Source organism: Enterococcus sp. DIV0561 (assembly GCF_050539875.1).
In the GTDB taxonomy this organism is placed as follows: domain Bacteria; phylum Bacillota; class Bacilli; order Lactobacillales; family Enterococcaceae; genus Enterococcus; species Enterococcus faecalis.
The window spans coordinates 962501-975266 of sequence record NZ_CP172927.1 but is presented as its reverse complement, the minus strand read 5'-3'; the positions used below and the strand labels follow the sequence as shown (position 1 = coordinate 975266).

The following is a 12766-nucleotide window of genomic DNA, read 5'->3' as shown; positions in this document are numbered from 1 at the left end:
CAGAAGCACTTTATAAGGATTAAACTGTGACGAGTAACCGCTAGACTGACACTATGCGTTGCTCAGAGCTGAACCTTGTTTCCTCTGTTTGGCTTTTTAGCATTCTATTTCTACCTAATTTTAAAGCAAGTTAAACCCATTGTCCTTTCAACATAATCTTGCGTTTCTGCGGTTTTCTAGCAATCACTTCTGCTGTAGAAGCTGCTTCTGTAAAGATAAAGTTTGCTTCGTCGCCTTCTGTAAACCAAAGACGTTCTTCTTCAAATGAAAAAGGTGCTTCTTTGCCACAGCCATGGACGTAAGCTTGAGTAATTTGCTCTTCTGTAATCTTTCCTGTCATTTCACAAAAATTACGTAATTTTTCAAATAAATCACCTGAAACATTAGAACTCCAAGAGTCAAAAAAGCCATCACTACCTAAATGAACCGATACACCAGCTTGGCGTAACACATCAATTGGTGGCAATAAATAACGAGGATCATAGGGAATTGTAGACATAATCGCCGTTTGATGCGTTGCCAAGCGTTGGTATAGTTTTTCTTTTTCTGCTGGTCGTACATCTAGTAGCGCAAAGGCGTGACTGATAGCGGTTCGCTGAGTAAATTTTCGTTCTTCTAAAATGTCTAAAAATTTATCAATTGTATAAACGCCAACTTCCCCCGTATCATGCAAGTGGATATCGATTCCTACTTGAAATTCTTCTGCCAGATCAAAAATGGTTTCTAAAGATTCTTCAATTGCATAATCAATGCCTGCAGGATCTAAACCGCCAACCATTGTTCCACCATTTTTTAGGGCTTCTCTCATGAGTAAAACCGTGTGGGGATTTTTTAATAATCCATGCTGTGGAAAGACAACAATATCATAATCAATCACATGCGCATATTTTTCTAAGGCTCTTTTGACGCCCCAGAAGTTTTCTAGTTCTACGTAAGGATCGATGTTGACATGTGTCCGAATATAAGAGGCTCCATACCCAATCAATTTTTCAATCATGGCCGTTGCTCGTTGTTCTGTTGACGGCGCTAACAATTTAAGTTCACTGGCTTCGTCTGCTAAACGCTCTTTTAAATTCTTAACAGGTTGGCTAGCACGCCAGCCTAATGAAAGGTAGGTTTTATCTAAGTGATTATGGCTCTCTTGAAAAGCGGGAATAGCCAGTTGTCCGTTTAAATCAGTGCCTTGTTGTTTTTCAGTGACTTGATTTTGCGGAATAATCGCTTGGATTTTCCCTTCTTGAATCGCTAAAGTATAGCGTGCGGTTTTAGTATACGTTAATTCGTGGTGGTCTTTAGCAAAACCAGTTTCTAAACGAACATTATTCAAATAAACAATGGATGCTGTCATTCTCTTTCCCCCTTTTGAACGGCTTCAACCAGTTGTCCTTTTAGTATCAGTTGTTGGATTGGCTGTTGGCGTGCAATCACGTGAGCAGTGCTCTCAGCATTAAATAGTAGGAAATCTGCAGAATCGCCGACGTTAGGCCAAACTCGCTGCCCGTTAGGATCAAGAGGCGTTACAAAATTACTCGCTAAGCCCCATAAACGATTCAAGCGATACTCATCGCTAATTTTAAATCTTTGAGCGGCTGTATTTAATTTTTCTATTGTATTGCCACTGCCAAAAGGCGACCAATGATCCGTCAAACTGTCATGAGCCACGGAGATCTTAACACCTTGTTCAACCAAGGTTGGAATCGGCATGGTGGGCATTCCAATCGGTACAGTCGAAGTCAAATCAATCCCTGTTTCGATGAATTTTTGCGCAATGTCTCTAATTGCTGCTTCTTCTAAGCCCCCTAAGGCTAAAGCATGACTTAAAGTGACTTCGCCAAACATTTTTGCTTGTTCTGTATAATCAACAAATTTATTAAATTCATAAAGTCCCAAAGTATCACGGGCGTGTAAATGAACATCAATTTTTTTATTAAATGTGGTAGCTAATTCAAATATTTTTGCAATTGAATGATCCACATGACGATCCACAAGGGCTGGATCAACGCCACCGACATGAGTTGCCCCCATGCGTAAGGCTTCGCGCATCAAAGATTCGACTTGTGAGCGGAGTAATCCGTGTTGAGGAAAAGCCACAATTTCATGAGTAATGTATTGTTCATATCGACTAAATGCTTCTTTAGTGATTTCAATATGTTTCGTTCCAATAGATGGATCTACATTACAATGACTGCGAATATGATAATGGCCTTGTTGAATATACTGCTCAATAACTTGGCAAGCACGTTCTAAACTAGTTGGTAATTGTTCAGGTAACAGCCAAGTTTCTTCTTCAATACGTGTTAAAATTCCTTTCGTTAGTGGACGACAGGCCTTCCAAGGTCCCCCAAAATACGTTTTATCAATATGAATATGCATTTCTCTTAGAGCAGGTAAAACGAGTTGCTGATTCACATCGATAACTGTTTCGCTCTCTAAAGGCCTTAACTGCGGTGCGACCGCAGTACAGACCTCGTTTTCAATTCGAATATCATAGCTAGCTGTTTCTGTCGCAACAATTCGCTGATTCACAGTAGAGAATCCTGTTTCTAATTTACAGTTTTTTAAAAGCATGACAAACCCCTTCCTACCTTCATTCAATTAGTTAACATAGGCCCATTTTAAACTGTACGTAGGTCCAAATGAATGCCAATACAGATCCTTGATTTTTTGATTAGCTAATACAGAAATGCTTCGATTGTAGATTGGTGCTAAAACCGTTTCCTGATTCACCAAAATATCTTGTGCTTGAGCAAAGTCATTTAAACGAGCCTCTTGATCAGCCGCATGTGTTGTTCTAGTCTCTTGGATTAATTGATCATACGTATCACTCTTGAACGTTACGCCGCCCAAGGTACTATCCGAAGTAAAGATGCGCATAACTGTTAATGGATCACGATAATCGGTTCCCCAACCAGATAATTCTAAATCATAGTCTCTCGTTTGATCACGATCAACACGAATAGTAAAAGGAACTTGAGTAACATTCACTTCTAATCCGTCTAGATTTTCTTCCAATTGAAATTGGAAAAACTCAGCAGCTTTTTTGGCGCTGTCTGTATCATCTGTTAAAAATTCTAATTTGATTTTATCCAGCCCAATTTCTTTTTTCCCTTTTTCCCAGAATTCTTTTGCTTTCGCTGTATCGTAGGTTAAGTAGTTATTTTTCTTAGCAGCTAGTTTTGTGAAATCTGTTCCATCTGGCGCAATCGTTTGTCCCGGTGGAATTACTTGATCTGTAGCCGTTGATTGATCTTGCAAGACTTCTTTTACAAAACTTTCTTTATCAAAAGCTTGTGCCAACGCTTTACGAATATTGTTGTTCGCTAAAGCCGGATTTTCTTTTCCATCACGAACACTGTTCATTTTTAAAAAGTATGTGACGAATTGAGGAATTGAAAGAAAGGCTGGATTATCAACATAACCAGGAATAAATTCACCACTTAGCTTATTCACTACATCCAATTCATTCGAGTCAAACAAATTCACCGCTGTCGTTGGGCTCTTAATTACTGAAACTTTTGCTTCTGTTAATTTAACTTTTTCAGCATCCCAATACGTATCATTTTTTTCGTAGGTCCAGTCATCGGAAGAGGCATTATCCCATTCTTTCAATTTAAAAGGACCATTATAAATCAAATGTTCTGCATCAGTGGCATATTTATCCCCTTGTTCTTTGATATATTTTTCATTTTGTGGAAACAAAACAGGAAACGAAAGCAAAGATTTCAAATAAGGGGTGGGCCGCTCTAAAGTTATTTCTAACGTTTTATCATCTAGCGCCTTAACCCCAAGAGTATTCACATCTGCGCCTTCTAAAGCAATTTCCTTAGCATTTTTAATGACATCAAAAAATAACGCTTGATGAATCGACCCTGATTTAGGGGAAGCAACTTGTTGCCATGCATAAACAAAGTCGTTTGCTGTTACTGGATCATCATTCGACCATTTGGCATCTTCTCTAATCTTAAATGTATAAACGGTTTCATCTTCAGAAATCGCTGGTTCTTCGGCAGCGACCCCCAACTCTAATTCATCTTCTTTACCTAAAACATAGAGTCCCTCATAAACTTGATTCATGACTAAAGTCGAGGTCGTATCCCCCGCTGTGTGTGGTTCCATTGTCGAAATAGCCGCTTCAGAACTAATTGCAATTTTTTGTTCCGCTGCTTTATTACTATCAGCCGAGTTTCCCGTTCCCGCCTGACAAGCCGTTAAAGCTAAAAGCAAACCGACGCATCCTAACATTTTTAATTTCTTCATACCGATCCCTCCATTTTACAAACTATAACCTTCAAAGTTACCAGAATTTTCTGATAAAATATAGAAAAAGAAGCATATCTGATAAGAGTCTCAAAAAACTTACAGATTATAGAAATACTTGAGACATTTAAAGTAGCTGAAACAATAGTAAAAGCATTAAAAATTAAGTATACTATTGCTATATCTTTAAACGATGCGTTTCTATAGGTTGTAAGCGCTGATTGTTCTTATTTGGTCACTTGTGACTACCAATCACGTGATGACTTGGAACTTTTTTCTATTAGTATAAGGATACCTTATTTTCCCTAAAATAGTTTTGTAACATCTTACAATAAATACACTTAATTTTTAGATAATTCATACAAAAGGAGGCCTTGCTAATGATGACGGTCAATGATCTACTCCATGCAGAAGAACTACCTGGTTTAACCTTATTGACACACGAGACCAATTTAGATGCGCCAATTCTACAAGCAAATATTTTAGAAAATCCTGATGCTTTTGACTGGTTAACGCCAGGAGAAATTTTATTAACTACCGGATATATTTTCAAAGATCAGCCTTGCTTGCAAAAACGTCTTATTCAAGAACTAGCAAATATGAACTGCGCTGCCCTAGGCTTTAAAGTCCAACGCTATTTCAATGAAGTTCCACAAGAGATGATCCAATTAGCAAATGACGTCGGATTACCAATTCTCTCAATCCCTTATAATTACAACTTTTCTCAAATTATTTCATTGGTCAATCGCCGAGTCAATCAACCTGACGAAACGATTAGCCAACATTCTGTTCATATGCATAATAAATTTTATACAATTATCAAAGCTGGCGGAAAAAGTACCCAATTACTAGAAGTATTAAGTGCCGCGATTCAAGCGCCTGTAATGCTTTTAGACGAGCGTTTTCAGATTATGAATCATTTTGATTTACCTGATGCGCCAACAAGAATAACCAGTATTTTAAACAACGCGACTCTCAAAAAACAGTTTGAGACAGCTTTAAAAGCCCAGAACAATGAGCTCCTATTATTTTATAAAGAACCATTGACTGTTGAATTTTCCTTAGCGAACCATCAGTTATCTTTGCGAATTTTACCCATCAAAAAGAAAAATCTCAGCTTATCTTACTTAGTGATTTGGCAAACTACCAAAAAATTACAGACGATTGATTTATTATCTGTGGAGGTCTGTGCTCACTACCTTTTACCACAACTTCAATTAGAATCTTCGGAAAATTTAACAACGAGGCAAAAGATCGGGGCGCTGTTTCAAGACCTTATCCAAGAAAAAAATACCAATCCTCAAGCTTGGCAAGAATTTAGTAATTATCTGCAATTAAATGAAAAAGATACATTTAGTCTCTTGCTTGTAGCCATTGAACAATTGGAACAACTGTTTAATCCGACTATTCAAATGAATAGCATTGGCCATCAATTGAATCATATTTTAGAAGGATATCGACAAAAAATTACTGCCTTTCCTACACAAACTGGCTTTATTTTATTACTAGAAAATCCAGCACAAGAGGAAGCCACCTATCTTGCACAAACCACTCATCTTGCCAAGAATTTACTAGAGCAACTAATGAAACTGAATCCAAAATTATCATTTAAATTAGCGATTGGTCCAACTGTCAAAAAAATCACCAATCTGTGTGATTCTTATAAATTAGCACAAGAAACATTCCACTTAGCACAAGCAAGTCAAGAATTACAACAACGAACTATTTTGAATTATGACGACCTCTTTTTTTATCGTTTAATGATCGAAACCCTGACCAAACAAGCCAAACAAAAAATATATCAACGATTGATTGAACCATTAGAAAAAGAAGATCAAAAACATGAAAGTTCCCTACTAGAAACCATCAACACCTACTTTCAATCGAATAAAAATATTTCGTTGACTGCCACAAATATGTATGTACATCGTAATACAATTATTTACCGCTTAAAAAAAATAGAAGAGATTCTTCACTTAACTCTAGAATTTCCTGATAGTTCGCTACAACTAAGTTTGGCTGTGTATTTATATAAACAAAAATTACTATAAAAAAGCCGCCACGAATAGTAAATCGTGGCGGCTTTTTTAACTGTTTCAATTTTGTTAGCGAATAATCATTACAGAAATTGGGGCATATCGAGCCATATAAGCTGCTTGGCTACCAAAAAAGCTTTTTAATTTGCTAGTTGACTTGGAGCCAATAATTAACAAATCTGGTTTATTCAAAGGAATAAGCTTATTAATAATTAATTCCCCTGGGTTTCCTTCATTGACAATTACACTTACTTTATCGATGCCATTCGCTAACGCTTCTTGTTGATATTTTTCCGTTTGTTTCTCTAATTTCGCCAACTGTTCTTGCCAATAATTTTTATCTAACGATTGGTAAACATTAATCTCCTTCTCTTCTAAAATCGAAACAATAACCAATTCAGCTTGTTCTTCTTTTGCTTTTTGGATAGCATAATGAAATGCTTTTAACGCATCTGGCGACTCTTCAACACCAACCATAATTTTTGAAAATTTCATTATTTAACCTCCTCTACTTGTTGCTCCATAGCTGCAAGCTGCTGTGCGTATCGTTTATCGCCTTTATATAATTCCACAACCGTCCAAACTAACAAGAGGATGACGAGTGCTATGATGACATAAGCAATATTATCGGCTAACGTAATTTGACTCGCTGTCGGATTATCACCGAAAAATCCTTCAATTTGATCAGGTAAGCCTTTCATATTGAGGTAAATTAAGCCAATGACAGAAACCCAGCCTAACAATTTAATTAACCACGAGTTTTTAAAATGTTTACCCATTTCAACACGGCTATCTGTAAACATCAGTAAAGGCAACATCGAAAATGGCAAAGCAAATGCTAGAAAAACTTGTGAATTGTTCATTAAATTATTAATCGCGATATGCTCTTCCACTGTACTTTTCCCGCTGGTCATTAAAACACAGATTAAGACAGGAATAACAGATAACAAACGTGTGACCATCCGACGTAACCAAATTGGCACGCGCATATGAATAAAGCCTTCCATAATGATTTGACCAGTTAACGTTCCTGTAATTGTTGAATTTTGTCCTGATGCCAACAAGGCTACCGCAAATAAAATCGATAAAATTCCAGAACCTGCAATATGCGCTAAAATAGAATTACTCATAACCGCTGGATTTGATAAAGCATCAAACAAACCAAAGAATGAAGGATCTTTGACACTGCCGGATTTAAAAACGGCCACACCCATAATCAATAACAAAGAGTTAACAAAAAATGCCATCGTTAATTGAATATTAGAATCCCAAGTTGAAAAGCGTAAAGCGCGTTGAATATCGGCTTTATCTTTACGATCAATTTTACGACTTTGTACAACAGAAGAATGCAAATACAAATTATGAGGCATCACTGTTGCACCAATAATCCCCAATGCACCTGTCAGTGGCGTTTGCCCATTCACCGCATGTGATGTAGAAAAAGCTTCTGCGCTAGGAACCAGCCCTTTAATTACATCTCCCCATACTGGATTTGACAATGCCACTTGATAAGCAAAAATCACAAAAATAACAACAATTAAAGCAACAACAATAGCTTCAATTTTTCTAAAACCAATTTTTGTCAATAACAACAAAAGTAAAACATCAAATACCGTAATGAAGACAGCCAGACCTAAAGGAATATGAAATAATAAATATAAGGCAATTGCGCCCCCGATAACTTCAGCGATATCTGTAGCCATAATTGCTAACTCTGTTAAAATCCATAATATAATACCTAACGTCTTACTAGTTCTAGCACGAATCGCTTGTGCTAAATCCATCTGTGAAACAATGCCTAATTTAGCCGCCATATATTGGAGCAACATTGCAATCAAACTGGAAATTAAAATAATCGACATCAATAAATATTGAAAATTTTGTCCCCCAGTAATTGAAGTAGACCAGTTTCCTGGATCCATATACCCCACTGCTACCAATGCTCCTGGACCTGAGTAAGCAAATAACGTTTTCCAAAAACTCATATTTTTAGGCACGTCAATGGTGCCATTAATTTCTTCAAGCGAAGGACCATTTGCATATTCAATCAAATGATGTCTTTGCTTTGGTTCATGTTCTTCTGAATTTTTCAATTCAATTCCTTCTTTCGTTTTGCAATAATTTTAAAAGGCCCTTCCCGTCAGAAGGTTAACCTCTAATATATTTTAGGTACACCTAAAATATACTGCTAAAAATAACAAAATGCAAGACTTGAAAGAAAATTTTGACAGTGTAAAAATAGATTGTCGTAAATGTGCGGTCTTAAAGTTTGAAGAAATTAGGGTAGCTGGTAGTTGATTATCTTAAGAAGTAGAAAATAAGGGACCTAAGTCATTTCGGCTTAGGTCCCTTATTTTATTTTTATTCGGTTATTCTATTAAGAATGGATGCTACAATTTCTGTCGTGTCAGCTGAATGATTTCTAAAAATCTCGGTAAACTGAATCTGACGAAAACCTTCAAGTACTTCGGGCAACTTATTTTTCCCCCATTCAAAAGTTCCATCATTTCTTTTCAATAATCTTTGTAAAATTTCTTCTTTCTCGACCGCTAACAAAAAATGATAAACGTCAATGCCTGCTCGTCTCAAATATCCAATCAGCTCTTCTTCATATTCTTTTTTATAAAGGGTCATTGGAACAATAATCGGCCGTCCAGACTCTTTGGACATTCGTTTTAATAAATGAGCATTCCAGCAACGCCATTCCTGATACTCTTGAAAATCATTTTCTTTCATTTCTTCGGGAACTAGCTCCATCAATGCACTACCAATAATTTCTGGATCATAAATGATTGCATTGGGAAGTTTTTGTTGTAACTCATGTGCAATGGTCGTTTTTCCGGCTCCAAACGCACCGTTTAACCAAATAATCATCATAATTTCCTTTCTTCTGAACAAATTTCTTTGTTGTTTAATTTAGGTGCTAGATTACTTTTAATTTTTTTATCCATTCACGTATAGTTACTACTTACATCTTTAACAGTAAACGAAACAAACTAAAAATACAACATCCTATGCTATTCACCTTGCGTTACATAACATACTCATCTGATAATTTCTCCCTAAAAAAACAGAATGTGGGCAATCTTTTTAAGAATCATTGAATAGAATAACAACAAACAGTAATTCAGGTATAACTAGCTAGAAATTGTTTTATTTTTAGTCACGAGTATGATAAGCATGTAAATCAAATAGAATCATATTAGGTGAGGTTACTCTGAAGAACACAGGTTATCGCTCGGAAATGTCGAGAGACAGTAACGAGTAAAGCAGGGATTGTCGAATTAAGGCTTTCCTAAGATAACTAGAATTTTTTTCTTACGTCTCAGAAAGCCAAAGCTCAATTATTGTGATTACCCTATAATCTTCTTCTTTTATTCGGCGACCTCTTTAATATGATTAATTGGAGGTTTTTAAATTGAAAGCTGTCACTGCATCATCTAAGAAAAATACCCTACTTGCTAAAAGTATCGGGAATCTTACCTTGCTCATCATTTTAGGCATTTTCATTTTTATCATCGTCTTCTCTTGGCTAAAAATGAATCGCCCTCTCCACACCCTTCCCTCAGAAGAATTCCTCGCAACACCAAGTAAAACAGATGATTTCTTATCTCCATCAAATCTTTTTTACTTTTCAATTCGAACCATGTTTCGAATGATTGTGGGGATGGCTTGGTCCTTCCTGTTTTCCTTTGTTTTTGGTATTTTAGCCGTAAAATATAAAACGGCACGAAGAGTCATTTTACCATTAGTTAATTTCCTTGAATCTGTTCCATTGCTAGGTTTTTTGACCTTTACAACTGCTTGGTTACTTGGTTTATTTCCAGGAAATGTGATGGGCGCAGAAGCGGTTGCTATTTTTGCCATCTTCACAGGTCAAGCTTGGAACATCATGTTGACTCTTTATCAAATAATGGAAGTTATTCCTTCAGATCTAGTCAATGTGACCGATCAGTTCAAGTACAATGCTTGGGAAAAATTTTGGCGTCTTGAATTTGTTTACTCAATTCCTGGCTTACTTTGGAACGTTATTATTTCTCAAACTGCGGCTTGGTTTGCCTTGGTGGCCAGCGAGCAAGCTTCTGTTGCCTTTCCTAAAGAAACCAACCTTTATTTACCAGGAATTGGTTCTTATATCCAAGTAGCATTAAATCGAGCCGACTTTAAATCCTGTTTATGGGCTGTTTTTGCCTTATTAATCAATGTGGTGATTTTAAACTTTTTAGTTTTTCAACCTTTAGTTCGAGCCACTTATTATTTTAAATATGAAACAGATGTCGAAAGTACGACGCCACCTAAATCCATCATTTATCATTTATTAAAAAAAGCAACTTTAACGAAATACTTTTCAAAAGCTTTTGTGAAATTCAGTCACTTTTGGATTTACGATTTACCAAAAGTTTGGTACTTTTTCAAGCTAGACTATCTCTATCGATTACTAGCAAAATTACGCCATTTTTTCAAAACATTATGGTATGTCAGCTTAACCATTATTGGGGTTTATTGTTCTATTAAGCTCTATCATTTCTTGCCCCATCAAGATTTCAGCATGATTCCTAGATTAACCCTTTATACTACACTACGGGTTACCTTGGCTATGGTCGTTGCTGGCATTATCTTTACTCCCTTAGCAATCTGGGTTGCGAATGATAATCGGCGCTTAAGTATCGTTCAACCGATTGGACAAATTTTAGGCTCCATTCCGTCAAATGTTTATACTCCATTCATTGTGTTGATTATTAGTATGGGCTTCAACAAATTAGAATGGTGGATTTTACCACTCATCATGGTTGGTTGCCAATGGTATTTTTTCTTTAATGTAATTGCTGGCTACTTAGCCATCCCTGATGATATTCGTGACGTAACCAAACTTTTTAAATTATCTAAATGGCAATGGTGGACAAAATTTTTGATCCCTTCTATTTTACCTTACCTCATTACAGCAATTATTAACGCTGCTGGTGCTGCTTGGAACGCTGATATCGCAGCAGAAAGCATTCAATGGGGCAAAAAATCAATAGATGTTACTGGCCTAGGACAATATATTGCGGCAAACGATGGCGTAAAAGATAAATCTGCCTTAGGAACCTTAGCGATGTGTTTCGTTGTTGGTTTATGTATTGCCTTTGTTTGGCAACCTTTATATCGAGCAGCAAAACAAAAATTTCACTATTAATAGCTGGACGACTCAACTCGACTAAATTTTTAAGATAAACTAGAGAGGAGAACGATAGGTGATTTCCCTTTACCTATCTAATAAGACGATGGAAAATAAAGAATTATTAAGCATAAAATCAGTATATAAAGAATTTGAAATTGAAGGACATTCAGAACATTTAAAAGTCCTTGAAAATATTGATTTAACAGTTAAAACGAATGAATTTTTAAGTATTATCGGACAATCAGGAACAGGAAAATCAACGTTGCTCAGAAGTATTGCTGGACTTCTTCGTACAACTAGAGGTGAAATTACTTTTGAAGATAAAATCATTAATGAGCCTGATGCCAATATCGGCATGGTTTTTCAACATTTTGCCCTTTTTCCTTGGTTGACAGTTGAAAAAAATATCAGCTTTGGCTTAGAAAACCGTAAAGAAATTTCCCGTGAACAAATAAATAAAAGAGTCAGTAATCTCATTGAAATGATTGGTTTAACTGGTTTTGAAAAAGCTTATCCCAGAGAGTTATCTGGTGGAATGAAACAGCGTGTAGGCTTTGCTCGTGCTTTAGCCATCGAACCTAGCTTATTGCTCTTAGACGAACCTTTTTCAGCTTTAGATATCATTACAGCCAGCCAATTATCTAACGATTTATTAGAAATTTGGCTAAACAATCAAATTGCGACTAAATCAATTGTAATGATCACGCATGACGTTCAACAAGCAGTCCAACTTTCTGATCGGGTTGTATTAATGGATGCAAATCCTGGTCGTATTGCCAAAATTTACTCAATCGATATCCCCAGAAATCAACGTTCGCCAAAAACAACCATTGATATTGTAGAACAAATAACAGAAGAAATGGTTCGTCGCATTCATTTGTAAATAGAACTGTTTTGACTTCTGCTTATGTCTTGACAAAGAGTTACTTAAAAGACTATTATTTCTTTGTAATAAGTTAGGTGAGGCTCCTATACAAACATAGGCTATTGCTCAGAAATGTCGAGAGACACCAATGAGTAGAACAAGACTGGTCGAGGAGAAGGCTTTTCTCAAAATAGCTAAGAGTGATCTTTACGTTGTATAGTGCTAAAGCTCAACGTTCATGTTGATGTATATTTTTAGTCTCTAGTCAATCAGTTAAGTACTTTTATTTAAAATTAAGAGAGGAGTGAAAGTATGACTACTATGTTAGCAATCATTGGAACTGTTGTAATCATCACAGTTCAAGTTATTGAATATAATATGACAGAAATTCATATTCCCACTGCAGGAACATTTAATGACGATGATGCAGAACCCCCACATTCTTCT

General features: G+C 36.2%; 10 protein-coding genes and 2 riboswitches (1 of these 12 only partly in view). Of the genes, 4 read left to right on the top strand and 6 right to left on the bottom strand.

Going from position 1 to position 12766, the window contains the following annotated elements:
- Window positions 1-130 precede the first annotated feature (130 nt).
- From IGM13_RS04765 to IGM13_RS04755, 3 genes are read right to left on the bottom strand one after another with little or no spacing between them, the layout of a single operon-like run.
- Window positions 131-1348 carry an amidohydrolase gene (locus IGM13_RS04765; protein WP_002420066.1) on the bottom strand — a complete coding sequence of 406 codons (1218 nt, stop codon included), beginning with the start codon at window positions 1346-1348 and terminating at the stop codon, window positions 131-133.
- Entirely contained in the window at window positions 1345-2595 is a 1251-nt protein-coding gene (locus IGM13_RS04760; RefSeq protein WP_002420065.1) for an amidohydrolase family protein, read from the bottom strand. The genes IGM13_RS04765 and IGM13_RS04760 overlap by 4 nt, the downstream gene beginning before the upstream one ends.
- On the bottom strand, window positions 2596-4257 hold the full coding sequence (locus IGM13_RS04755) for a peptide ABC transporter substrate-binding protein (protein WP_002363656.1): 1662 nt from the start codon (window positions 4255-4257) through the stop codon (window positions 2596-2598).
- 380 nt (window positions 4258-4637) lie between these two features.
- On the opposite strand from IGM13_RS04755, the gene IGM13_RS04750 reads away from it, so the two are divergent.
- Window positions 4638-6308, top strand: a complete 1671-nt coding sequence (locus tag IGM13_RS04750) for a PucR family transcriptional regulator (protein ID WP_002358159.1) — start codon at window positions 4638-4640, stop codon at window positions 6306-6308.
- Window positions 6309-6362: 54 nt separating this feature from the next.
- Here IGM13_RS04750 and IGM13_RS04745 read toward each other — a convergent pair whose 3' ends face one another.
- The 3 genes from IGM13_RS04745 to IGM13_RS04735 all read right to left on the bottom strand — a co-directional run bounded on the left by IGM13_RS04745 (window position 6363) and on the right by IGM13_RS04735 (window position 9170).
- Window positions 6363-6788 carry a universal stress protein gene (locus IGM13_RS04745; RefSeq protein WP_002358161.1) on the bottom strand — a complete coding sequence of 142 codons (426 nt, stop codon included), beginning with the start codon at window positions 6786-6788 and terminating at the stop codon, window positions 6363-6365.
- On the bottom strand, window positions 6788-8386 hold the full coding sequence (locus IGM13_RS04740; protein ID WP_002420064.1) for an Nramp family divalent metal transporter: 1599 nt from the start codon (window positions 8384-8386) through the stop codon (window positions 6788-6790). Before IGM13_RS04740 ends, IGM13_RS04745 begins: the two co-directional genes overlap by 1 nt.
- A gap of 268 nt (window positions 8387-8654) precedes the next feature.
- Entirely contained in the window at window positions 8655-9170 is a 516-nt protein-coding gene (locus IGM13_RS04735; protein WP_002382060.1) for an AAA family ATPase, read from the bottom strand.
- A 314-nt stretch (window positions 9171-9484) separates the two neighbouring features.
- Window positions 9485-9652, top strand: a riboswitch (M-box (ykoK) riboswitch).
- A gap of 44 nt (window positions 9653-9696) precedes the next feature.
- Between IGM13_RS04735 and IGM13_RS04730 the strand changes: the two genes are divergently transcribed.
- From IGM13_RS04730 to IGM13_RS04720, 3 genes are all read left to right on the top strand, one after another.
- Complete coding sequence (locus tag IGM13_RS04730) at window positions 9697-11469, top strand: ABC transporter permease subunit (protein ID WP_002384764.1); 1773 nt, start codon at window positions 9697-9699, stop codon at window positions 11467-11469.
- An 88-nt stretch (window positions 11470-11557) separates the two neighbouring features.
- Window positions 11558-12337, top strand: coding sequence for an ABC transporter ATP-binding protein (locus IGM13_RS04725; protein ID WP_002360638.1), 780 nt, complete (start codon window positions 11558-11560; stop codon window positions 12335-12337).
- Window positions 12338-12399: 62 nt separating this feature from the next.
- Window positions 12400-12567: riboswitch (M-box (ykoK) riboswitch) on the top strand.
- A 64-nt stretch (window positions 12568-12631) separates the two neighbouring features.
- Window positions 12632-12766: the 5' portion of a hypothetical protein gene (locus IGM13_RS04720; RefSeq protein ID WP_002382058.1), read on the top strand. The gene runs 126 nt beyond the window's last position; only the first 135 of its 261 coding nucleotides appear in the window; its start codon is at window positions 12632-12634; the stop codon falls past the right edge of the window.

Coding starts and splice junctions, on each gene's coding strand:
- IGM13_RS04765 (WP_002420066.1), bottom strand. CDS start 1,348: ATGACAGCATCCATTGTTTATTTGAATAATGTTCGTTTAGAAACTGGT.
- IGM13_RS04755 (WP_002363656.1), bottom strand. CDS start 4,257: ATGAAGAAATTAAAAATGTTAGGATGCGTCGGTTTGCTTTTAGCTTTA.
- IGM13_RS04750 (WP_002358159.1), top strand. CDS start 4,638: ATGATGACGGTCAATGATCTACTCCATGCAGAAGAACTACCTGGTTTA.
- IGM13_RS04745 (WP_002358161.1), bottom strand. CDS start 6,788: ATGAAATTTTCAAAAATTATGGTTGGTGTTGAAGAGTCGCCAGATGCG.
- IGM13_RS04735 (WP_002382060.1), bottom strand. CDS start 9,170: ATGATGATTATTTGGTTAAACGGTGCGTTTGGAGCCGGAAAAACGACC.
- IGM13_RS04725 (WP_002360638.1), top strand. CDS start 11,558: ATGGAAAATAAAGAATTATTAAGCATAAAATCAGTATATAAAGAATTT.